The organism is Cellulosimicrobium sp. SL-1 (assembly GCF_011033075.1).
Taxonomy (GTDB): Bacteria; Actinomycetota; Actinomycetes; order Actinomycetales; family Cellulomonadaceae; genus Cellulosimicrobium; species Cellulosimicrobium funkei.
Genome location: NZ_JAACJC010000002.1, coordinates 41,601 through 64,071, shown reverse-complemented (window position 1 = coordinate 64,071; position 22,471 = coordinate 41,601). Strand labels below are relative to the sequence as shown.

Annotated in this window: 18 protein-coding genes; 10 read left to right on the top strand and 8 right to left on the bottom strand. The window is 76.8% G+C overall.

Annotated elements, in window-relative coordinates:
• Positions 1 to 9 precede the first annotated feature (9 nt).
• From GWJ10_RS02925 to GWJ10_RS02915, 3 genes are read left to right on the top strand one after another with little or no spacing between them, the layout of a single operon-like run.
• On the top strand, positions 10 to 1,731 hold the full coding sequence (locus GWJ10_RS02925) for a PQQ-binding-like beta-propeller repeat protein (RefSeq protein WP_163184998.1): 1,722 nt from the start codon (positions 10 to 12) through the stop codon (positions 1,729 to 1,731).
• 55 nt (positions 1,732 to 1,786) lie between these two features.
• Complete coding sequence (locus tag GWJ10_RS02920) at positions 1,787 to 4,165, top strand: S9 family peptidase (RefSeq protein WP_163184995.1); 2,379 nt, start codon at positions 1,787 to 1,789, stop codon at positions 4,163 to 4,165.
• A 39-nt stretch (positions 4,166 to 4,204) separates the two neighbouring features.
• A complete protein-coding gene (locus GWJ10_RS02915; RefSeq protein WP_163184992.1) occupies positions 4,205 to 5,167 on the top strand; it encodes a hypothetical protein in 963 nt (320 codons plus the stop codon).
• Between the two features lie 14 nt (positions 5,168 to 5,181).
• Here GWJ10_RS02915 and GWJ10_RS02910 read toward each other — a convergent pair whose 3' ends face one another.
• The 3 genes from GWJ10_RS02910 to GWJ10_RS02900 form a co-directional block, all read right to left on the bottom strand.
• Complete coding sequence (locus GWJ10_RS02910) at positions 5,182 to 5,826, bottom strand: zinc ribbon domain-containing protein (protein WP_205688591.1); 645 nt, start codon at positions 5,824 to 5,826, stop codon at positions 5,182 to 5,184.
• Between the two features lie 171 nt (positions 5,827 to 5,997).
• Positions 5,998 to 6,921 (bottom strand): hypothetical protein, encoded by a 924-nt coding sequence (locus GWJ10_RS02905; RefSeq protein ID WP_061267896.1) that lies wholly within the window; start codon positions 6,919 to 6,921, stop codon positions 5,998 to 6,000.
• A 2-nt stretch (positions 6,922 to 6,923) separates the two neighbouring features.
• Entirely contained in the window at positions 6,924 to 7,967 is a 1,044-nt protein-coding gene (locus tag GWJ10_RS02900) for an SPFH domain-containing protein (protein ID WP_163184989.1), read from the bottom strand.
• Between the two features lie 97 nt (positions 7,968 to 8,064).
• Between GWJ10_RS02900 and GWJ10_RS02895 the strand changes: the two genes are divergently transcribed.
• The 4 genes from GWJ10_RS02895 to GWJ10_RS02880 all read left to right on the top strand — a co-directional run bounded on the left by GWJ10_RS02895 (position 8,065) and on the right by GWJ10_RS02880 (position 12,586).
• Positions 8,065 to 8,910, top strand: coding sequence for an NUDIX domain-containing protein (locus GWJ10_RS02895; protein WP_163184986.1), 846 nt, complete (start codon positions 8,065 to 8,067; stop codon positions 8,908 to 8,910).
• Positions 8,911 to 9,009: 99 nt separating this feature from the next.
• Positions 9,010 to 10,806 (top strand): hypothetical protein, encoded by a 1,797-nt coding sequence (locus tag GWJ10_RS02890; protein ID WP_163184983.1) that lies wholly within the window; start codon positions 9,010 to 9,012, stop codon positions 10,804 to 10,806.
• A gap of 209 nt (positions 10,807 to 11,015) precedes the next feature.
• Positions 11,016 to 12,284, top strand: coding sequence for an inorganic phosphate transporter (locus GWJ10_RS02885; protein ID WP_228485120.1), 1,269 nt, complete (start codon positions 11,016 to 11,018; stop codon positions 12,282 to 12,284).
• 23 nt (positions 12,285 to 12,307) lie between these two features.
• The gene (locus GWJ10_RS02880) at positions 12,308 to 12,586 is read left to right on the top strand and encodes a hypothetical protein (RefSeq protein ID WP_061267893.1); all 279 of its coding nucleotides are present in this window, start codon (positions 12,308 to 12,310) and stop codon (positions 12,584 to 12,586) included.
• Positions 12,587 to 12,675: 89 nt separating this feature from the next.
• On the opposite strand, the gene GWJ10_RS02875 is transcribed toward GWJ10_RS02880, so the two are convergent.
• Together GWJ10_RS02875 and GWJ10_RS02870 are read right to left on the bottom strand one after the other, a co-directional pair.
• Complete coding sequence (locus GWJ10_RS02875) at positions 12,676 to 13,728, bottom strand: LacI family DNA-binding transcriptional regulator (RefSeq protein ID WP_009863417.1); 1,053 nt, start codon at positions 13,726 to 13,728, stop codon at positions 12,676 to 12,678.
• A 29-nt stretch (positions 13,729 to 13,757) separates the two neighbouring features.
• Positions 13,758 to 14,972, bottom strand: a complete 1,215-nt coding sequence (locus tag GWJ10_RS02870; protein ID WP_346773816.1) for a glycoside hydrolase family 3 N-terminal domain-containing protein — start codon at positions 14,970 to 14,972, stop codon at positions 13,758 to 13,760.
• 200 nt (positions 14,973 to 15,172) lie between these two features.
• On the opposite strand from GWJ10_RS02870, the gene GWJ10_RS02865 reads away from it, so the two are divergent.
• Positions 15,173 to 18,775, top strand: a complete 3,603-nt coding sequence (locus tag GWJ10_RS02865) for a DUF5979 domain-containing protein (protein WP_163184980.1) — start codon at positions 15,173 to 15,175, stop codon at positions 18,773 to 18,775.
• A gap of 95 nt (positions 18,776 to 18,870) precedes the next feature.
• Here GWJ10_RS02865 and GWJ10_RS02860 read toward each other — a convergent pair whose 3' ends face one another.
• The gene (locus tag GWJ10_RS02860) at positions 18,871 to 19,299 is read right to left on the bottom strand and encodes an SRPBCC family protein (RefSeq protein WP_228485119.1); all 429 of its coding nucleotides are present in this window, start codon (positions 19,297 to 19,299) and stop codon (positions 18,871 to 18,873) included.
• An 83-nt stretch (positions 19,300 to 19,382) separates the two neighbouring features.
• On the opposite strand from GWJ10_RS02860, the gene GWJ10_RS02855 reads away from it, so the two are divergent.
• A complete protein-coding gene (locus GWJ10_RS02855) occupies positions 19,383 to 20,333 on the top strand; it encodes a hypothetical protein (protein ID WP_163184977.1) in 951 nt (316 codons plus the stop codon).
• Positions 20,334 to 20,405: 72 nt separating this feature from the next.
• Here GWJ10_RS02855 and GWJ10_RS02850 read toward each other — a convergent pair whose 3' ends face one another.
• Both GWJ10_RS02850 and GWJ10_RS02845 read right to left on the bottom strand, forming a co-directional pair.
• The gene (locus tag GWJ10_RS02850; protein ID WP_043659420.1) at positions 20,406 to 20,906 is read right to left on the bottom strand and encodes a nucleoside deaminase; all 501 of its coding nucleotides are present in this window, start codon (positions 20,904 to 20,906) and stop codon (positions 20,406 to 20,408) included.
• Between the two features lie 18 nt (positions 20,907 to 20,924).
• The gene (locus tag GWJ10_RS02845) at positions 20,925 to 22,061 is read right to left on the bottom strand and encodes a beta-eliminating lyase-related protein (protein WP_163184974.1); all 1,137 of its coding nucleotides are present in this window, start codon (positions 22,059 to 22,061) and stop codon (positions 20,925 to 20,927) included.
• A 128-nt stretch (positions 22,062 to 22,189) separates the two neighbouring features.
• On the opposite strand from GWJ10_RS02845, the gene GWJ10_RS02840 reads away from it, so the two are divergent.
• Positions 22,190 to 22,417, top strand: coding sequence for a hypothetical protein (locus tag GWJ10_RS02840; protein ID WP_163184971.1), 228 nt, complete (start codon positions 22,190 to 22,192; stop codon positions 22,415 to 22,417).
• The last annotated feature ends 54 nt before the right edge of the window (positions 22,418 to 22,471 follow it).

Below are 22,471 nucleotides of genomic sequence, written 5' to 3'. Positions count from 1 at the left end.
GCTGAGGGGGTGCCGCTCCGACGGGGAGACGGCGGCGACGGCCGCCGGACGTTCGAGCTCGTCGACACGGCCGGGGTCGACGACGACCTCGACCTCCTCGACGCGCCGCACCCGGTGCTGCTCGGCGGACCGCACGCCGTGCCGCGCGGCACGACCTTTCCACTGCCTCCCGGAGCGCCCGGTGCGCCTGGTGCGCCCGGTCCTGGACCACGGTCGGCCGGGGCACCCCCTGAGGTGCCGAAGACGCCGCCTGGTCCCGGCCGCCGTCGGGCCGTGGCCGCCGCGGTCGCGACCGGGGTGGTCGTGCTCGTCGTCGGCGGGATGCTCGTCGTCGACGCCGCGACGAGCCGGGACGCGCAGGAGCGGCTGGAGACGGCGCGCGGCGCGGTCCGCGCGCTCGACACCGCCCCGACGGAGCAGTGGCGCGCCCCCGCCGCGGCGGACCGCGGGACGGCCTTCCTCCCGGGCCTGCTCGTCACCGTGGACGGCGACGAGGCGGTGGCGCTCGACCTCGACACGGGGGCCGAGGCGTGGCGCGTGCCGGCCGGCGGCGACGAGGCCGTGTGCGGGTCGTGGAGCCCGTGGGAGCGGTCGGCCGTGCCGTCGCGCACGGTGGTGTGCGTCGCCGGGTCGGGGGTCGCGCCGTCCTGGTACGACGTCAGCCCGCCGTCCCGGCCGGGGGAGGGCACGGCGACCGTGACGGTGCTCGACGCCCGCGGGCGGGTCGTCGGGCAGCGGCAGGCGGAGACCGCGGGGGCGCTGCTCGTCCCCGGCCCGAACGGCGGCCTCGTGCGGGCCGAGCGCGTGGGCGAGCCGGGCGCGCCGAGCGGTGCCCCCGTCGCCGTCGACCCCGGCGCGGGCGAGTCCGTCGACGGCGTCGCGGGGCGGGACGTCGTCGTGACGCTCGAGGACGCCGCCACGGGCGCGGTGCGCTGGCGGCGCGAGCTGCCGTTCCAGGACGTCCCGTGGTCGTGCACGTCGTGGCACGCCGAGACCGGCGGGGAGGAGGTCGACCCGGAGCGGCTGCTGCTCGTCGCGACGGAGACCCTGGTCGACGTGGGCGGGTGCGGCGTCGCGGCGTCGTTCCTGCCGGACGGCGAGCGCCTCGACGACCCGGACGTCCCGACCGACGGCGCGGTCCCGCTCGCGGGCGGGCGGTTCCTCCTCGACGCGGACCGGCAGGGGTCAGACGGCGCGCTGCGCGCCGACCGCGTGCTCGACCCGGACGGGACGCCGCTCCTCGACGTGCCGGGCGAGGTCCTGGACCCGCAGGCGACCGACGACCCCGCTCCGGGCGTGCTCCTCGTGCGCGACGGCATCGCTCTGCGTGCCTACGACGAGCAGGGCGCGCGCCTGTGGACGTTCGACGGCGCCCGCGTGCCCGAGGCCGTGTACGTCGTCGCGGAGGGCACGGCCGTCGTCGGGACGGCGAGCACGGTCCTGGGGCTGGACGCGCTGTCGGGCGAGCAGACGTGGTCGCGGTTCGTCGACGACCTCGCGGGCGAGCGCGGCCACGGCGCCGTGGTGACGCAGGCGTTCACCGACGGGCGCTGCGCCTTCCTCGTGCTCGTCGACCCCGCGACGGGGGCGAGCTCGCGCGTCGTGGCGCTCGAGCTGTCGTCGGGGTCGGTCGTCTGGTCGGAGGACCTCGACGGCGGCTGGGGCGGGCTCCTCGCGGTACAGGGCCGGCTCCTGCGCTGGGACGGGCAGACGGTCGCCCTCCTGGGCTGAGGTGCACGGACGCTCACGCGCTGATGTCGTCGGGCCCCGGCACTACCCTGGCGAGATGCCCGACGACCTCACGCAGCCCGCCACGCCGTCTTCTCCCGAGCCCGAGGTGGCCGAGGCGCCCGAGACTCCGCAGGCGCCCGTCGCCCTCCGTCGTCCCGCGCCGCGCACGCACCACGGCGAGACGGTCGACGACGACTACGAGTGGCTGCGGGACAAGGAGTCGCCCGAGGTCGTCGCGCACCTCGAGGCCGAGAACGCGTACACCGAGGCGCGCCTCGCGCACCTCGAGCCGCAGCGCGAGCGGATCTTCGAGGAGATCAAGGCCCGCACGCTCGAGACGGACCTGTCCGTCCCGGTGCGCCAGGGCGCGCACTGGTACTACGCGCGCACGGTCGAGGGGTCGCAGTACCCGATCCGGGCCCGCGCCCCGATCGACGCGAGCCTCGGCAGCGACGCGCCGTCGGCCTGGGTGCCGCCCGTGCTGGAGCCGGGCGTGCCCGTGCCGGGCGAGCAGGTGCTCCTCGACGACAACGTCGAGGCCGAGGGCCACGAGTTCTTCTCGCTCGGGTCGTTCGACGTCTCGGCCGACGGGACGCGGCTCGCATACGCGGTCGACGTCGTGGGCGACGAGCGCTACACGCTGCGGGTCCGCGACCTGGAGTCCGGCACCGACCTCGTGGACGAGGTCCCGGGGACGTTCCCGGGCGCCGTCTTCTCCCCGGACGGGCGGTACGTGTTCTACCCGACGGTCGACGACGCGTGGCGGCCCTGGCGCGTGTGGCGCCACGAGGTGGGCACGCCCGCGACGCAGGACGTCGTCGTCTTCGAGGAGCCCGACGAGCGGTTCTGGGTCGGGGTGGGCGTCTCGCGCTCGCAGCGGTTCGTGCAGATCGACCTGGGCTCGAAGATCACGTCCGAGACGTGGCTGATCGACGCCGACGACCCGACGGGCGAGGCGCGCGTGGTCTGGCCGCGCCGCGAGGGCGTCGAGTACACGGTCGAGCACGCCGTCCTGCCGAGCACGTGGTTCCCGACCGCCGAGCACGCGGTCGGCGACCGTCCTGACGAGAATCCGGTCGCCGACCCCGTGCTCGGCGGGGCGGTGGATCAGCGGGACGTGCTGCTCGTCCTGCACAACGACGGCGCGGAGAACTTCGAGCTCGTCGTCACCGGTGTCGCCGACGTCTCGGCCGGGCCGGGCGGCGCGACCGTCGTCGTGCCGCACGACCCCGCGACCCGGCTCGAGGCCGTGGACGCGTTCGCCGGGCACCTCGTCGTCTCCTACCGGCGCGACGCGCTCTCGCGGGTCGGCGTGATCGACCTCGCGAGCCCGGAGCCGCCGCGGCCCGCGGGCCTGCCGACCCCGATCCGCACAGGAGACACACCGGCGCCCGCGACCGACCTCTGGCACGTGCACGAGGTCGCGTTCGACGAGCCGCTGTACACCGCGGCGCTCGGTGCGAACCCCGAGTGGGACCAGCCGAACGTCCGGCTGAGCTACACGAGCTTCGTCACGCCGTCGACCGTGTACGACCTGCGGGTCGAGACCGACGAGCTCACGCTCCTCAAGCAGCAGCCCGTGCTCGGCGGCTACGACGCCGCGGACTACGTGCAGCGCCGCGAGTGGGCCACGGCCGAGGACGGCACGCAGGTGCCGGTGTCGCTCGTGTGGCGGCGCGACGCCGTCGGGCTGGACGCGACAGGCACGGGTGCCGAGCCGGCGCCGCTCCTGCTGTACGGCTACGGGTCGTACGAGATCAGCATCGACCCGGGGTTCTCGATCTCGCGCCTGTCGCTGCTCGACCGCGGGGTCGTGTTCGCCGTCGCGCACGTGCGCGGTGGGGGCGAGATGGGGCGCCGCTGGTACGACGAGGGCAAGACGCTCGCCAAGCGCACCACGTTCACGGACTTCGTCGCGGTCGCGCGGCACCTCGTCGACGCCGGCTGGACGAGCCCGGAGCGGCTCGTCGCGCAGGGCGGCTCGGCGGGCGGCCTGCTCATGGGCGCGGTGACGAACCTCGCTCCCGAGCTCTTCGCGGGCGTGCTCGCGCAGGTGCCGTTCGTCGACGCCCTCACCTCGATCCTCGACCCGTCCCTCCCGCTCACCGTCGTCGAGTGGGACGAGTGGGGCGACCCGCTGCACGATCCCGACGTCTACCGGTACATGCGCACGTACACCCCGTACGAGAACGTGCCCGACGACGCGTCGCACTACCCGCGGATCCTCGCCGTGACGTCGTTCCACGACACGCGCGTGCTGTACGTCGAGCCCGCGAAGTGGGTCGCGCGCCTGCGCGCCGCGGGGGCGCCCGCGCTGCTGAAGATCGAGATGCACGCCGGGCACGGCGGGGTCTCGGGCCGCTACGAGGGCTGGCGCGAGGTCGCGTACGAGGACGCGTGGGTGCTCGACGTGCTCGGGCTGGCCGACCGGTGACGTGCCCACGGGCGTGAGGCCGCAGACGGAGGGGGAGCGATGACCGACGAGACCGTGACGCCCGACCCGCGGACGGCGCGCGACGCGACGCCGCCCGGGAGGGCCGTGCTGCTGCTGCGCCCGGTCGGGTACCTCGCCGTCGGGCTGGTGGGGACGGCCGTCGGGCTCGCCCTCCTGGGCCTGTACCTCGCGCCCGCGGCGTACGGGCTGCTCGCGCCGCCGGCGGACCAGGAGCCCTGGGCCGAGCTCGTCGCGTCGCCCGGCGCCGAGCTCGGGCGGCTCGCGGTCGTCGCGCCGGTCGCCGTGGCGCTCGCCGGCCCGGTCGCGTGGTACCTGTCGTGCGCCGTCTGGCCGCTCGCCGCGCTGGCGTTCGTGCACGCCGGGCGGGCGCTGCGGCCGTCGTCCCGGGACGACCGGCTGTCGTTCACGAGCCGGGTCGCGCCGGGCACGACGCTCGGGCCGCCCGTGCCCGGGCCGCTCCCCGTGCCCCTCCAGCCGCAGCGGCGCTCGCGGCTCACGGACACCCTCGTGCGCTTCGCCGTCTGCGGCTGGCACCCCGACCGCCGCGAGGCCGGGGCCGCGGTCCCGGCCGGCGTCGCGTGGGTGCTCGCGAGCGCGGGGGCGTCGACGGCGCTGCCGCCCGGCTGGCGGGTCGTGCTCGTCGTGGCCGCGGTCCCCTTCGCGCTCTGGTCCGTGGTCGCCCTGCGGCGCCGGTGGGACTGGCGGTTCCACCGCGAGCGCGTGCGCGCGGCGCGGCGCGAGCGGTGGCTCGAGCGGCACGCCGACGGGTACGTGATGCGCGACGGCCCGCGCGTCGTCCGGTCGCGCCCGCAGTCGGCCGAGCACCGCGCACGCGTGGAGGCGGAGCGCGCCGCGGCCCGCGCCGAGCAGGACCGCCTCACGAGCCTGACGAGCGACGCCATCGGCGAGCGTCGCGAGGCGGTGCTCCGCGCCCGCCGCGAGCGCGAGCAGCACCAGAACGACCCCCCACAGGGAGACTGACCGGCGGCGGGGGGTCAGACGGACTGCGGGCTGCCGCACTCCGCGCAGTAGCGCGCGGCCGCGGCGTTCTGCGTGCCGCACTCGCGGCACGCGGCCACCTGCGCCAGGCGCTCGCCGCACTCGGGGCAGAACTTGCCGCCGTCGACCTTCGCGCCGCACGACGGGCACCGCGTGACGGCGGCCGTCCGCAGGTCCGCGCCGCCGACGAGGTCGGTCGTGCGGAGCTGCTCCTGGACCTGGTACCGGCGGGCCTCGGCCTGGAGCTGGGCGAGCTCCTCCACCTGCTTGGGCGAGCAACGCACGCACTGCCCCACCGCCTCGTTCCAGCAGACCTCGTGGCACATCCAGTCGCCGCACCCGTGGCACTGGCGGAACGCGTCGCGCACCTCGCCGACGGCGGCGTCGAGCGCCTTGTCCTTCGCCGACGAGTTGGTCTGGCGGTCCGCGGCCCACGACCCCGCCGCGTAGGAGAGGTCGGCGACCTTGCCCCCGAAGAACCGGCCCGCCGCCTGGACGAGGCTGCTGCCCTTCGCGACGACGTCCGTCCGGTAGGCGGAGCGGTAGCCGTTGCCGCAGCGCTCGCACCGGAACTCGAACTGGTAGCCCCCGGCGTTCGACAGGTCGCGGACGTTGTCGGTGAAGGCGATGGGCGTGCTCATGGCGGGGACCTCGGTGGGCTCGTGGGGTCGGCGTCCACGCAGGCCAGGCCCGCGGGAGGGGGGAGTCATGGGGATCCCGTGACCGCTGCGATGCTACCCACCGACCCTCGCCGTCCCGGCGGATCACCCGGGTGAAATCGGGCGGACCGGCGGGCGTGCCGCGGCCGGGGATCAGGGCCGGACGAGGCGGAGCGGGGCGTCGGCGGTGCGGACCGTCACCGTCTGGCCCCACGAGGCGACGAGGCGGTCGTCCTCCACGCCGTCGCCGAACACGACGAGCCGGTCCGAGGCGACGGTGAGCGCGACGTCGGCCCCCTCCTCGACGACGCCCTCGGTGAGCGAGACGCCCGTCGCGGGCGAGGGCCACGCCTCGCGGACGAACCAGCCGAGCCGGTGCTCGGTGCGCCCCGGGGCCCGCCGTCCGCCGCGGTCGTGCGCGAGCGACGCCCACCAGCCGGTCGCGCCCGTGCCCGTCGCGACGAGCACGCCCGACGACGACTGCCGCTCCTCACCTGCGCCGCAGCGCAGCGTGTAGCGCGCGCTCTGGTGGCTGGGGTGACCGACGAACACCTCGTTGAGCGCGGTGAGGTGCTGGCCGTCGTCGAGGTCGGCGCGGACCATGGTGAGCGCGTCGACGGGCAGGAGCGCCACCCGGTCGGGCGCGCCGCCCGGCGCCTCGGCGTCGGCCCCGAGCCCGCGCAGGAGGGCCGTCGCCGCCGCGACCGGGTGCCGCACGAGCACGCCCGCGTTCACGCCGGGCTCCGGGTCGACGCCGAGGACCGGCTGGCCGTGCAGGTACTTCGCGACGTTCGCGACGAGGCCGTCCTGCCCTACGACCACCACCACGTCCTCGGGCGCGACGAGGAACCGCGACAGGTCCGCGCGCTCGACGTCGGCGCGCGCCCAGCCCGGGGGCAGGGCGGCCACGACGGCGTCGCGCGCGGCCGCGAGGGCGTCGTGCCGCGCCTGCACCTCGGCCAGCGACCGGCCCCGCGACCGGAGGAAGAACTCCGCCTGGCCGCGCGTCCCGTGCCGGTCCAGCAGGTCGTCGAGCTCGGTCCGCCGGTGCACGACGACGGCGCGTCGCCGGAGCATCGTCAGGCCGCCTTCCCGGGCGCCGCGGCGGGCGAGCCGCCGTCGGGGCCGAGCCCGCGCACCAGGGTCGACAGCACCCCGGTGAGCAGGTCGGGCGTGATGGTGAGGTTCTGCACGTCCGGCAGCGACCCGGCGGCCTCGCGCAGCGCGAGCGCGAGGAGCGTGCCCTGCCCGGCGCTCGCGTACACGTCCATGCGGGCCTGCTCGGCGGCGGCCTCGGCCGCGCCGACGACCCGCACCTGCTCCGCCTTCGCGTCGGTCGCGAGCTGGGCGCGCTCGGCGGTCGCGCGGGCGTCGACGAGGGCGGCGGCCGCCTTCTCCTCGGCCTCGCGCCGCGCGTTCGCGCCCTCCTGGGCGACGAGGCGCTCGCGCCGGGTCGCGAGCTCGATCCTGCTCGCGAGCTCGTTCTCCGCGATCGCCCGCTCGCGCTCGACGGCGAGGGCCCGGCGCTCGTAGGTCGCGCGGTCGGCCTCGGCCTGCACGTGCTCGCGCGCGGGCGTCTGGAGCGCGCGCTCGACGTCCTTCTCCGGCCGGACGGCGAGCACCTGGACGCCGATGACGACGATCCCCGTCGTGGTGAGGCGCGGGTCGGTGGTCAGCGCCTCGGTGAGGACGTCGCGCACGCGCGGCACGCCGGTCGTCAGGGCGTCGGCGAGGGGCATCGCGGCGAGCGCGTCGGTGGCCCGGCTCTGCGCGAGGCGCCCGACGATGCTCGTCACCTGGTCGCGCCCCGCGGTGCTCGTCTCGCCGCTGCCCGGGTCGACCGCGAAGTCGAGGCGCTGCGAGACGGTCACCGGGTCGGCGAACCGGTACGTCACGCCGGCCTGCACGGTCACGTCCTGGTGGTCGGCGGTCACGGCGTGGAAGAAGACGGGGAGCTCCTGGTCGTCGACGGGGACCTCGGAGAGGACCGACGTCGTGGGCCGGAACCAGAACGCCTGACCGACGCCCTCGTGGGCGACGCGCCCGTGGCGCAGGTGCACGACGTGCCCGGTGGGGCTGCCGAGGAAGTGCCGCGTCCACGGGTAGGTGCGGATGGTGGCCATGGTCGTCTCCGATCTGTTTTCGTCAATCTGACGAAAACGAGCGTAGGCGCGCGTGCGGGTTCTCGTCAACCTGACGCGAATATGCGACGATGGGCCCATGGCTCCTCCCGCTGCCCAAGTACCGGACGTCCCGCCCGGCGCGGCCCTGCTGCCCGTCACGGTCGACGTCGTCGCGCTCACCGTGCGCGACGACGCGCTGCACGTGCTCCTCGTCGAGCGCGGCGTCGAGCCGTACCGCGGCGCGCTCGCGCTCCCCGGCGGGTTCGTGCTGCCGGGCGAGCGGCTCGCCCGCGCGGCGCGCCGCGAGCTCGCCGAGGAGACGGGCGTCCGGCCGCCCGGGCACCTGGAGCAGCTCCGTACCTACGGCCCGCTCGACCGCGACCCGCGCGGCCCGGTCCTCTCGGTCGCGTACCTCCTGCTCGCGCCCGAGTTCGGCGTCGTGCACGCCGGGTCCGACGCCGGGGGAGCGGCCTGGCACACCGTCGAGCCCCTGCTCGGGGACGGGCCGGGCGGCCTCGCGTTCGACCACGCACGGATCCTCGCCGACGGCGTCGAGCGGGCCCGCGCCAAGCTCGAGTACTCCGCGCTCGCGACGGCGTTCTGCCCGCCCGAGTTCACCGTCGCCGACCTGCGGCGCGTCTACGAGGCCGTCTGGGGCGTGCGGCTGGACCCACGGAACTTCTCCCGCAAGGCCACGACGACCGCGGGCTTCCTCGAGGACACGGGCCGCACGACGTCGGGCGGGACCGGGCGGCCGGCGGCGCTCTACCGGGCCGCGCGCCCGGCGCCGGGCCCGCAGCCGGGCCCCGGTCCCGACGCCGCCGTGGCCGACACTGCCGCGACCGACACCGCCACGACCGACGCCGCCGCGCCCGACCCCGACGACGCCCCGGCGAGCGTGCCCGCGGTGCTCGACCCGCCCCTCATGCGCCCGCGCCGCTGACCGCGCGGCCCGGCCCGGCATCGGTGTCCCGCGCCGACGGCCCACGCCGGGGGAGTTCTCCCCCTCGACAGCGCAGCCCCGCTGAGTACGCTCGCGCGCATGTCGACGTACAGCTCCTGGCGCAGCGACCAGGGCAACATGCGGGCCCTGTCCGACGAGCTCGCCGCCCAGGCCGCGATGGCGCGGTCCCGCGAGGCGTCGCTCCACCGCCGCCTGCGGTCGCTCGAGGGCGACCTGTCGAGCCGCGTCGAGGTGCTGACCCGCCTCGTCAACGCGCTCATCGAGCTCGGCGAGGTCCGCGAGGAGCTCGCGCTCTTCACGCCCGCGCGCCGCGCCCGCGACGCGGCGCGCGCCCTCACGAGCGCCGTCGTCACGGGGGAGGGCGACGTGTCGCACCTGCGGCGCTCCCCGGACCTCGTGGACGTGCCCGGCTACTGGCTCGTGCCCGCCGCGCTCGCGGTCGCCGAGCTCCCCGCCGGGCGGCTCGACCGGGAGGCGGCCGAGGAGGCCTTGCTGCGCGACCGCCGTCGTGCCGCGACGTACCTCGTCGCGGTGTGCGCGCTCGTCGGGCAGCCCGGCCTCGCGCGCGAGTGGGTGCCGGGGGTGCTCGACGCGCCGGTCCTGCCCGCCGCGGGCTGGGGCAGCGCCGACGGCGCCCCCGAGCCGTCGCCGGGCGCGGGCGAGGGGCCGGACGAGGTGGGCGTGACCGGGGCCGAGCGCGCGCTGTGGGTCGCGGCCGCGGCCGGTCACCTCGGCGGCGACGGGGTGGAGGTCGTGCGCCGCGCGCTCGCGGAGCGGGTCGCGCTGCTCGACGACGACGCGCGTGCCCGCTGGCGGGCCCGGCTCCTGGAGGCAGCGCCGTCGCTGCCTGCGGCGCCCGCCGACGGCGCGGCCTGGGGCAGCCCCGAGGCCGCGGGGGACGCGGCCGGGGCGCGTCGTCGGGCCGCCGCCCCCGACGCGCTCCCGCTCCTGCGGTCGTGGACGGCGTGGTCGCGCGCGCTCGTGGCGGGGGAGGTCGCGGTGCCCGCGCCGGACCCCGGACCCCTCCCGACCGGCGCGCCGACGCCCGCCGTCGCACCCGCCGCCGTCGCCCCCGGTGCGTCCGCCGCCGGTGCGGCGGACTCGCAGGCCGCCGGGGGCGCCGACGACCCGGCCGGGACCCCCGAGGCGCCCGGCGCGGCGCTGCTCCGCGTCGTCGCGTCGCTCGTGGACGAGGGGGCGCCCGTGGAGCGCGGGCTCCTGGACCGGGCGGCGCTGCTCGACGAGCGCGTCGGGCGCGCGCCCCGCGAGGACGCGCCCGGGTGGGACGCCCCGGCGGGGACGCTCGTCGACCTGCTCGTCGAGGACGCCCGCGGGACCGACCCCGGGCGTGCGGCGCTCGCGGGCCCGCTCGTCGCCGAGGAGCTGCGGGCCGCGACCCACGCGCGGGCGGCGGAGCTCGCGGGGGCGCCCGCGCCGTCGCGCGAGCTGCGCCTCGGGGGCCGCACCGTGACGGTCACCCCGACCGAGGACGGCGCCTCACCGGCTGCGACGGCCCGCGCGGAGCTCCTCGCGCAGCCTGTGGACGGCGTGTCGTGGGGCGCCGTCGGCGGGACCGCCGCGGTCGCGGCGCTCGGCCTCGTGCTCGGCCTCGCCGCCTCGCCGGCGTGGTTCACGGTGGCCGTCGTCGCGGCCGGCCTCGCCGCGTGGCAGTGGTTCGCGGGGGAGCGGCGGGCACGCGACCAGCGCGCCGACGCGCAGGCCCGCGCGGACCGGTTCGACGCCGACCTCGCCGGGGCGCGCACCGTCGTGGCCGCGTCCGCGGAGCGCGCGCGGACGCAGCGCGAGGCCGTCGCGACCGTCGTCGCCGACCTCGACGACACCCTCGCCGAGCTCGCCGCCCGCACCCCGGCCTGACGCGGGCGGGCGGTCGCGCCGGGCACGTCCGACGCGGCCGCGCCAGGGGCCGTCCGCCCCCGCTCCCGGGCCGTCCGCCCCGGACGCCGACGGGCTTCTCCGGCGTTCGAACGAGGGCTTCGAACGCCGGATGAACTGTCGGTGAACAGTGGCGGAAGAATCCACAGGATGGTCGAGCGCGCGGCGGTCGTGACCGCACCATGGACGACGTGACCGAGACGCTCCTGCTGGTGCTCGTCGTCGTGACCGCACTGGCCTTCGACTTCACCAACGGCTTCCACGACACGGGCAACGCGATGGCCACGTCCATCGCCACCAAGGCCCTCAAGCCCAAGACCGCCGTCGCCCTCTCCGCCGTCCTCAACATGGTCGGGGCGTTCCTCTCCCTGGCCGTCGCGGCGACCATCGCGAAGGGTCTGGTCGACGCCGACGTCATCACCCTCGAGGTCGTCCTCGCGGGACTCGTGGGCGGCATCACCTGGAACCTCCTGACCTGGTTGCTCGGCATCCCGTCGAGCTCGTCGCACGCCCTCATCGGCGGCGTCGTGGGCTCCGTGCTCGCGGCCGTCGGCACGCAGGGCGTCATCTGGAGCGGCGTCGCCGCCAAGGTGCTCATCCCCGCGCTGCTCGCCCCGCTCATCGCGGTCGGCGTCGCGAGCGTCGGCACGTGGGCCGTGGCCCGCCTCACGCGCGACGTCCCCGAGGACGTCTCCACGCGGGCGTTCCGCTGGGGCCAGGTCGGCTCCGCGTCGCTCGTCTCGCTCGCGCACGGCACCAACGACGCGCAGAAGTCGATGGGCATCATCCTGCTCGCGCTCATCGCGGCGGGCGCCGTCCCGGCCGACTCGAGCGTGCCGTTCTGGGTCATCCTGTCCTGCGCGTTCTTCATGGCCCTCGGCACCTACCTGGGCGGCTGGCGGATCATCCGCACGCTCGGCAAGGGCCTCGTCGAGATCGACACCCGCCAGGGCATGGCGGCCGAGACGTCGTCTGCCGCGGTCATCCTCATGTCGGGCCTGTTCGGCTACTCGCTCTCGACGACGCACGTCGCGACCGGCTCGATCCTGGGCTCCGGCGTCGGGATGCCCGGCGCGAAGGTCCGCTGGGGCGTCGCGGGCCGCATGCTCGCCGCGTGGGGCCTCACGCTCCCGGCCGCCGGCCTCGTCGGCGCGGCCTGCTACGGCATCCAGCACGGCATCGGGGGCGCCGCCGGGACGGTCGTCGTGTTCGCGATCCTCGTCGGCTCCTCGCTGGCCATCTGGATCGCCTCGCGCCGCAAGCCCGTCGACCACACGAACGTCAACGACGCCTGGGAGGAGGGCGCGGTGGACGCCGGGCTCGAGTCCGAGGTCGTCGAGGCGCGCGAGGCCGCGCTCGAGCGTCGCCTCGACGTCGCCGACCCGTTCACCGACGCCGCGCCCGCCCCGGCGCCGACCACCCCGACCACGCCCGCCTCGCGCCAGCGCGCGGGCGTCTGACCGGCAGCCAGGAGGAGAGAACCGTGTTCGTCGAGATCGACTCGCTGCTCAAGGTCGTCGTCGCAGGCCTCGTGGTCGGCGCGGGCCTGCCCGCCCTCTTCGCCCTGGGAGTCCGGCTCGCCGCAGGGCGCGCCGTGCCGGTCGAGGTCGGCACCCCGGACGGCCGCTTCACGTCCGACGGCCGCACCGTGCGCGTCGAGCGCGCGACCCGCCCCCGTCAGGTCGGCGCGATCGTGTGCTTCGCCGTCGTGGTCGTCGCGATCGCGGCCGGCATCGCGTTCGTCGCGGGCGGGGGCCACTGACCCGGGACGGCACGCTCCCGCTGAGTGCATGAAAGAGTCGCGGTCAGACGTCCCGACCGCGACTTTTTCATGCACTCAGCGGGTGGGGGTCAGGCGGAGTCGCGGACCACGAGGTGCGGCTCGAACAGGACCGAGCGCGCGTCGGCGTCCGGGTCGTCGATCGCGGCGAGCAGGAGGCGCGCCATCTCGGCCGCCATCTCCTCGACCGGCTGCCGGACCGTCGTGAGCGGCGGGTGCGCCTGGCGCGCGACCGTCGAGTCGTCGAACCCGACGACCGCCACGTCCTGCGGGACGCGGCGGCCCGCCTCCTGCAGGACGAGCGACGCGCCGTCGGCCATGAGGTCGCTCGCGCCGAACACACCGTCGACGTCCGGTCGCGCGGCGAGCAGCGCGCGCGCCGCGGCCTCCCCGCCCGCGCGCGTGAAGTCGCCCTCCACGACGACGGGCTCCGCGAGCCCGGCGGCCCGCACCGCCTCGAGGAAGCCGTCGCGGCGCCCCCGCGCGAACGGCACGTCCGACGGGCCGGCGACGGTCGCGAGCCGCGTGCGGCCGTCCGCGACCAGACGCTCGGCTGCGATCCGGCCGCCGGCGGCCTGGTCGAGGTCCACCCAGCTCACCCCGGCCGCCTCGTCGACCCCGTCGAGGTGCGTCGACAGCACGACCGGGACCGTGAGCGCCGCGATCCGCGCCGACAGCGGGTCGCTCGCGCTCGACGTGACGAGCAGGACGCCGTCGACGTGCCCCTGCCGCACGTAGCGCACGACCTGGTCGTGCGCGGGCGGGTCCGCGGGCAGGATCGCGAGGTGGATGTCGCGCGGGCGCAGCACCTGCTGCGCGCCCGCCGTCACGCGCCCGATGTACGGGTCGGTGAACAACCGCTCGAGGAACGGGCTCGGGGAGCGTTGCTCCGACGGCTCGGACACGACGAGCGCGACCGACCCCGTGCGCCGGGTCACGAGCGTCCGGGCGGCGAGGTTGGGGACGTAGCCCGTCTCGTCGATCGCCTGCTCGACGACCGCCACGATCGCCGGGTCCACCGTCGGCACGCCGTTGATCACGCGGGACACCGTGGCGCGGGAGACGCCCGCGACGGCCGCGACGGCCTCGAGCGTCGGGCGGGGAGCGGGGCGACGGGCAGCCATGCGGTCAGTTATACCGCCGGGCCGCGCGCTCAGCGCAGCCGCTCCTTCGCCGCGAGCACGCGCAGCACGGCCGCGTCGACCTGCGCGGCGAACGCGTCGTCGCTCGACGCCCGCTCGACGACGGCCGCCACCATGGGCTCGACCACGCTCGGGTCCGCGGACGCCAGCACCATGTCGCCGCCCGCGGCGATCGTCAGGACGGCACGGTCCGCGGGCGACCAGGCCTGCACCTGCTGCGCGGCGGACACGTCGTCGGTGAGGACGACGCCGTCGAACCCCAGGTCGCCCCGCAGCATCCCGTCCACGACGACGGGCGAGAAGGCCGCGGGGAGCGTCCCGTCGATCTGCGGGTAGACGGCCGTGGAGGTCATGACGAACGCCGCGCCGGCCTCGATGCCCGACGCGAAGACGGCGACCGACGGGTCGTCGCGCGTCGTCACGTCGTCGGTGACGCCCGTGTCGGTGTCGGTGTTCTCGGTGACGCGGCCGAGCCCGGGGAAGTGCTTGATCGTCACGTCCACGCCCGACGCCTCCATGCCCGCGCTGAACGCGTTCGCGTGCGACGTGACCGAGTCCGGGGTGAACCCGTAGCTGCGCTGGAAGGCCCCGATCGGCGGGTTCTGCGCGGCCGTCCCCTCGGGCACGAGGTCCATCACGGGCGCGAGGTTGAGGTTCACGCCTGCCGCGGCGAGCTCGGCGCCCCACGTGGTCGCGTCGGCCTGGAGCGTCGCCGGGTCGAGCCGGGCCTGGTCGGTCGCCGTCGGGATCTGCGAGAACCCGGGCCCGCGCAGCACCTGGACCTTCCCGCCCTCCTGGTCGGTCGCGACGAACAGCGGGGTGCCGTTCGTCGTCTCCGGGGAGACGAGCGCCGTGAAGCCCGCGACGAGGTCCGCCGTCGGGCCGGTCCCGGCCTGCGAGCGGCCCGCGAGGAACACGTTGCCCACGTGCAGGCGCGAGACGGCGTCGTAGCTCACCTGCTGCGGGTCCCGCACGTCGACCCCGACCATGAAGAGCTGCCCCACCTTCTGCTCGAGCGTCCACCCGGCCAGGGGGTCCTCGGGCGGGATGGACGGCGCCGGCGACGTGCCCGACGGCGTCGGGTCGGCCGGGGCGGACGGCGGGCCCGACGGCGCGGTCTGCGGCGCGGGGGCGGGCCGCGTGAGGTACCAGGCGACGGCGGCCACGGCGGCGAGCGCGGTCACGACGGCGACGACGATCCAGGTGGTCCGGGCTCGAGCGGTCACAGGCGACACCTCCGACGCCACGGTAGTCCGACGGCCGCGGAGGGGGCGTCGTCCCGGGCGCTCCGACGCCGCCCGGAGGGATATGACCGACGTCACCGCCGGTCTCACGTCATGAGACGGGTCCCGGCGCGTCTCCTGGGTGTCATGGCGTCCTGGCCGCACGGCCCGTGCGACGCCGTCTTCCGAACCTGGAGCCCGGCATGACCCCTCGTCCACCCGTCCCTCGCGCCGCCCCCGGACGCCTCCGCAGAGCGGTCGCGGCGCTCGTCGCCGCGGTGCTGGCGCTGGCGGGCGCGGTCGTCCTCGTCTCGGGGCCACAGGCCCGCCCGGCGTCCGCCGCGGTCGGGTTCTGCCCTGCGCCGGGTGACATGCCGAACGTCGGGCAGACGCCCCCGCTGTTCACGGACACGAACGTCACGGTGTGGACCGGGGGCGACTACCACGCCACGGCGAGCGCCGCGGAGTCGGAGGGGCTGCTCGTCGTCGCGGGGGAGGCGACGATCGACGGGCCCGGGAACTTCAGCATCGGCGCGGTCGGCGCGGGGTCGCAGATCACGCCGCCGGACGGCGCGGTGATGCTCGCCGTCGGGGGCGGCCTGGACATCGGGCCGGAGACGAGCGTCACCGTCGGCTCGACGCTGCCGACCGGGGGCGCGGTGGACGTCGGCGCCGCGGTCACGGGCGGCGGCTCGCTCTCGACGGCGGGGACGACGCCGGGCGCGGACGCCCCGGTCACGCAGGGCATGGGCGCAGCGGCCCTCGGCGAGTGGGCCGGCTACGGCGCCGTCGTCGCGGACGCGTCGGCGACCATCGCCGGGTGGCCCGCGACCGCGGCGGGCGTCGTGTCGGGGACCCGGGTGACCTTCACCGGCTCCGGCACCGCCGACCCGCAGGTGTTCACCGTCGACGCCGCGCAGCTCACGGGCGTCCGCGAGGTCGTGTTCGCGAACGTGCCGGACGACGTCGCGATCGCGATCAACGTGACCGGTGACGCGCCGGTGAGCATGAGCCCCAACTACTGGGAGGGCAACGGCTCGCCGTTCATCAACGACTTCAACTCCAACCCGGGCTTCGGCAGCTGGGCCGCGCGCACCCTGTGGAACTTCGCGTCCACGCCGGAGCTCGCGCTCGGCCGGGCCGACCAGTTCCTCGGCACGATCGTCGCGCCGGTCGCGGACGCGACGATCACGACGAGCACGAACGGCCGCGTCCTCGTGGGCGGGAACCTCACGTTCGGCGACCCGAGCGTGACCGGCGGGCTCGAGATGCACAGCTACCCGTGGATCGGGCCCGGCCCGTTCGACTGCACCGGGGGCGCGAGCTTCGCCGTGCAGAAGACCGTCACGGGAGAAGCGGCCGCGGACGTGCCCGCGGGCACGACGTTCCAGGTCGAGTACACCTACGAGCAGCCCGACGGCGTCACCGGCGGCGACACGCTCACGGTCCCGATCAGCGGGGCCCTGGTGAACGGCCCGACCCTGCCGGAGGGCACGGTCGTCACGGTCCGCGAGACGAACCTGCCGCCGGTGGCGGGCGTCGAGTGGGGCACGCCGGTGGTCCGCGTGGACGACGAGCCACTCGGTGACCCGGCGCAGTTCCCCGTCGCCGCGGGCCGCACGGTCACGGTCACCGTGGTGAACACCGCGAACGCCGGCGGCGGGACCACCGCCGTGGGCGGCTTCACGGTCGCGAAGGTCCTCGCCGGGGACGCCCTCGGCCTCGTCCCGGCGGACACCGCGTTCCTCGTCGACTGGGCGGCCACGCTGCCGCAGGGCACGACGTACGACGGCGCGCTCACCGGCACCCTGACCGTGCGCGCGGACGGCGCCGTGGTGGCCGGGCCCGCCGACCTCCCGGTCGGCACGACGGTGACGTTCACCGAGCGGCTGCCGCTCCCGGTGGTCGACGGCGTCGTGTGGGGCGACCCGGCCGTGAGCCCGGCCGGGCCGGTGACGGTCGTCGAGGGCGCGACGGGCGTCGCGGTGACGGTCACCAACGTCGCGGACCCCGTCGTCGGCGGGTTCACGGTCCGCAAGGCCGTCGCGGGCTCCGCCGCGGGCGACGTCCCGGCGAGCACCGCGTTCCTCGTCGACTGGCGCGCGACGGTCCCCGCGGGCGTCGCCTACGACGGCCCGACCTCCGGCACGCTCACCGTGCGCGCCGACGGCACGCTCGCGAGCGGCCCCGCGGACCTGCCGGTCGGCACGGTCGTGACGCTCGCGGAGCAGCAGCCGCTGCCCGCGATCGAGGGCGTCGTGTGGGGCGTCCCGTCGTTCGACCCGGGGCCGTCGGTGACGGTGACCGAGGGTGCGGCCGTCGAGGTCACGCTGACGAACGCCGCGGAGGCGGTGCAGGAGGTCGGCGGGTTCGCCGTCCAGAAGACCGTCGCGGGCGGCGCGGCCGGCGCCGTCCCCGGCGGCACGGAGTTCCTCGTCGACTGGACGGCGGAGCTCCCCGAGGGCGCCGAGTACGCGGGGGACACGCAGGGCACGCTCACCGTCCGCGCCGACGGCACGGTCGACGCGGGGCCGCAGGACCTCCCGGCGGGCACCGTCGTGCGCTTCGCCGAGCGGCAGCCGCTGCCGACGGTCCCCGGGGTCGCGTGGGGCGATCCGGTGTTCTCGCCCGCGACGGTGACCATCGGCGACGGCGACGCCGTCGCGGGCGTCGCGCTGACCAACCAGGCCGACGCGCTCGTCGGGGGCTTCTCCGTCGCGAAGACCGTCACCGGCGACCTCGCCGGGAGCGTGCCCCCGGGCACGGAGTTCTCGGTCGCGTGGTCCGCGGCGCTGCCCGCCGGGTTCACCCACGACGGCCCGGTCGCCGGGACGCTCACGGTGCGCGCCGACGGCACGGCCGTCGACGGCCCGCAGGACCTCCCGGTCGGGACGGTCGTGACGCTCACGGAGACCGACCTGCCCGAGGTGGGCGACGTCGTCTGGGGCGCGCCGGTGTTCTCGCCCGCGTCCGTCACGGTCGGTGACGGCGAGGACACGCTCGTCACGCTGACCAACACGACCCAGGACGTGGCCGCGGTCGGCGGGTTCTCCGTCGCGAAGGAGGTCGTGGGCGACCGCGCGGACCTCGTCCCCGCGGGGACGACGTTCACGGTCACGTACGCGTACGAGCTCGAGGGCACGCCCGTGGGCGGTTCCGTCGAGGTCCCGGCCGACGGCACGGTCGTCGCCGGGCCGCAGAACCTGCCGGCCGGGACGGTCGTGACGTTCGGCGAGACGGACCTGCCCGCGGTCGACGGCGTCGTGTGGGGCACGCCCGTGTTCAGCCCGCCGACGCTCGTCGTCGGCGAGGGGACGGACCCGCTGGTCACGGTGACGAACACGGCCGAGCAGGCCGTGGGCGGGTTCTCCGTCGTGAAGGAGGTCGTGGGGGCCGCGGCGGGCTCCGTGCCGGCGAGCACCGAGTTCACCGTCCGCTACGCGTTCGACCGCGACGGCGAGCCCGTCACCGGCACGCTCACGGTGCGGGCCGACGGGCAGGTCGTCGACGGGCCGCAGGACCTTCCCGTGGGGACCGTCGTGCGCCTCACCGAGACCGACCTGCCGACGGTCCGCGGCGTCGACTGGGGCACGCCGGTGCTCACCGTCGGTGACGAGCGGGTGACCGGGGTGACGGTCGGCGCGGGCGCGCCGGTCGTCGTGACGGTGACGAACACCGCGTCGTCGGCCGGCGGCCTCGCGATCACGGGTGCGGACGCCGTCGTCGTGACGACGCTCGCGCTGCTGCTCGTCGGGACGGGCGCCGCGCTCCTCGTGGTCCGCGCGCGCCGCCGCCGCACCGCCTGACGCGCGGGGCGTCGTCGGGCCGGTGCCGGACGGCCGACGGGCCGGTCACCTCCTCGCGGGGGTGACCGGCCCGTCGTCGTGCGGGGCGGGACGCGTCAGTCGTGGCCCGCGAGCGTCGCGAGCGCCTTCGTCCACAGGGCGTGCGCGCGCTCGGCGCGCTCCGCCGTCTCGATGTTGCGCTCGACGACGCGCACGAGCGTCCCGGAGTCGTCGGGCTCGAGCGTGATCGCGATGTCGTGGTAGCTCTCCGGCACGTCGGGCAGGCCCATGGTGGGCGAGAAGTGCGTGAAGTGCAGCAGGCGCGGGCGCTCGACGGCGACGACGGTGCCCCAGTCGGCGAACTCGCGGCCCATGTAGTGTCCCTCGAACGTCACGGGGCTCCCGGGGCGGAAGTCGGTCTCGATGTTCATGCCCAGCATCCAGCGGGCGCTCGGGTGCATGAGCTCGGCCCAGACGACCTGCGGGGGGCGGGCGACGTGGGTCTCGACGGTCGTGCTGTGCTCGGTCAGGGTGCGGTCGTTCACGGGGGACTCCGGGGGGTGGGGGCTGGCTCCTGGGCCCGACGGTAGACCCTCCCGGCGGCACCGGCAGCCGGTAGGTTCGGCGCGTGACCCGACTCGTGCTCGTCCACGGCCGCGACAACCAGGGGCTCGACGCCGAGCAGCTCGACCGCACGTGGACCGAGGTCCTGGACGCGGGTCTCGCTGCGGCCGGCTCCGGCGTCGTCGTGCGCGACGCGGACACGGCGTTCATCTACTACGGCGACACGCTCGCCGCGCTCGTCGGGGGCGCCACGACGCCGCCGCCGGTCACCGTGCACGCGGTCGGCGCGGCGCGCGACGGGGACGCCGCGTGGTCCACGGCCGAGGCCGCGGAGGAGGCCGCCTTCGTGGCGGCCGTCGCCGAGGAGGTGCTGCGCGCCGCGGGCGCGACGGTGCCGGTGCGCCCGGAGGGTGCCGGGCCCGGTGGCGTGGAGGGAGACGTCGGCGCGTGGCTCAACCTGCTGCTGTCCGCGCTCGACCGGTCCGTGCCGGGCCTGAGCGGCGCCGTCGTCGCGCTGCTCGCGCGCGACGTCTGGGCGTACCTGCACGACGACGCCGTCCGCACGACGATCGACGACGCGCTCGCCGCCGCGATCCCCACGGACGGGCCCGCCGTCGTCGTCGCGCACTCGCTCGGGTCGGTCGTCGCCTACGCCGTGCTGCGCGAGCACCCCGACGCCGCGCGCTGGGACGTGCCGCTCCTGCTCACGCTCGGGTCCCCGCTCGCCGTCCGCGCGATCCGGGACGTCCTGGCCGCGCGCGCCCCGCTACGCGTGCCGGCCCCCGTGCGGCGGTGGGTCGCGGCGCGCGACCCCCGGGACGCGCTCGCGCTGCACGGCCTCGGGCCGGCGGCGTTCCCGCTCGACCCGGCGTCGCCGGGGATCGAGGAGCTCGTCGTCGCGAACGCCGCGCCGGGCCACCACGCGGCGGCCGTCGTGCTCGACGGCGGCCGGCCCGCCGGCTACCTCGCCGTCCCGGAGGTCGCGCGCACCGTCGCGGACGCGCTCGGCGCCTGAGGGCGGCGCTCCGGCGGGAGCGCGGACGGCCCAGGTGCCCGACGCCGGGCAGGCCCCGCCAGGCGACGCCGGTCAGGAGACGCCGTGCAGACGCGCGTGCAGCGCGCGGACCTCCACCTCGAGCTCGTACGCGGGGCCACGCACGGCGACGCCGGGCGCGACGTCGCCGATCGCGAGCGGGCGCACCGGTCCCGGCGCGACGCCCCACTCCTCCAGCCACCCCACGAGCTGCGTCGTGCTCGCGGCGTAGACGACCGGGCCGAGGCCGACCCACGCGTGCGCCGCGCTGCACATCGCGCAGTGCTCGCCGGACGTGTAGACGGTCGCGTCGCGCCGCTCCTCGGGCGTGAGGTGCGCGGCGGCCCAGCGGGCGATCTCGAGCTCGGGGTGCCGGGTCGCGTCGCCGTCCTTGACGCGGTTGCGGTCCTCGAACCGCACGACCCCGTCGCGGTCGACGAGGAGCGAGCCGAACGGCTCGTCGCCGTCGTCGAGCGCCTCGCGCGCCAGCTCGACGCAGCGGCGCAGGTGCACGAGGTCGTCGGCGGTCGGCAGGGGCATGCTCTGGTCGCTCATGGCGTCATCCTCGCCCGCTCACGGCGCGACCGCGAGGGCGGCCCGCACGTCCGCGACGAACCCGTCCACGTCGCCCGGGGTCGTGTCCCACGCGCACATCCACCGCACCTCGACGCGGTCGGGCGTCTCGCCCGGCCCCCAGTCGTAGAACCGGTGCCGCTCGCGCAGGCGCGCGACCGCCGCGCGCGGGAGCGTCGCGAAGACCGCGTTGACGAGCGTGGGCTGGGTGAAGGCGAGGCCCGCCGCCGGGCCCGGGGCGGCGTCGTCGGGCCCGACGGTGGCCGGCACGACGGCGTCCGCGAGCCCCGCGCGCAGCCGCGCGGCCATCGCGTTCGCGTGGCGGGCGTTGCGGAGCCAGAGCTCGTCGGCGTCGGCGACCTCGTCCACCTCGGCGACGACGTCGCCGACCGGCTCGAAGAGCGCGAGGAGCTGCGCGGAGACGTAGCGCATCTTCGACGCGAGCTGCATCGTCGACTTGCGCACGAACTCCACGCCGTCGACCGCGGACGGGTCGAGCACGACGACCGCCTCGCCGAGCGCGAGCCCGTTCTTGGTACCGCCGAACGACAGCACGTCCACGCTCGCGTCGGTCGTCAGAGCGCGCAGCGGGACGCCGAGCGCCGCGGCGGCGTTCGCGAGGCGCGACCCGTCGAGGTGCACCCGCATGCCGCGGGCGTGCGCGGCGTCGGCCACCGCCCGGATCTCGTCGGCCGTGTAGAGCGTGCCGAGCTCGGTGGACTGCGTGAGCGACACGACGAGCGGCTGCGCGCGGTGCGGGTCGCCGAGGTCGCCCGCGAAGCGCTCGACGGCGTCGGGGGTGAGCTTCCCGTCGGGCGCCGGCACCGTGAGCACCTTGACGCCGCCCACCCGCTCGGGGGCGCCGTTCTCGTCCGTGTTGAGGTGCGCGTGCTCGGACGCCACGACGGCGCCCCAGCGGGGGAGCGTCGCCATGAGCGCGACGACGTTCGCGCCCGTCCCCGTGAGCACGGGGTACGCGGTGGCGTCGGGCCCGAACCGCGCGCGCACGGCGTCCTGGAGGCGCGCGGTCCACGGGTCCTCGCCGTACGAGATCTCGTGCCCGGCGCTCGCGGCGGCGAGCGCGGCGAGGACGTCGGGGTGGGCGGGGGAGTAGTTGTCCGAGGCGAACGAGGTCACGTGCTCAGCGTAGGTCGGTCGACGGGCCCCGCCGCGCGCGAGCGGGCCGGGGCGCGCCTAGCGTCGAGGAGGGACGCGGTGCGCGTCCCGAGGACCGCGCGCAGCGCGGGAAGCACGGAGGTGCAGCCATGACCACGAACCCCGACCGGCCCGGTACGGGCCCGGGCTCCCCGGCGGAGCCGACGGTGGAGCCGCCGAAGTCGCCGGGGCCGCCCCCGGACCCGTCGACGCCGCCGCACGACCCGAGCCACGCCGACCCGGTCCCCGGCGGGCCGGCCGACCCGTCGCCCGACGTCCCCGACCGGCCGTCGTCGCCGGGCCGGCCCGTCGGCCCCGACGAGCCGACCCACGGCTGACGCCCCGGGCTCACTCCCCGGGCTCACGCCCTGACTGACACTCGGTCGGGACCC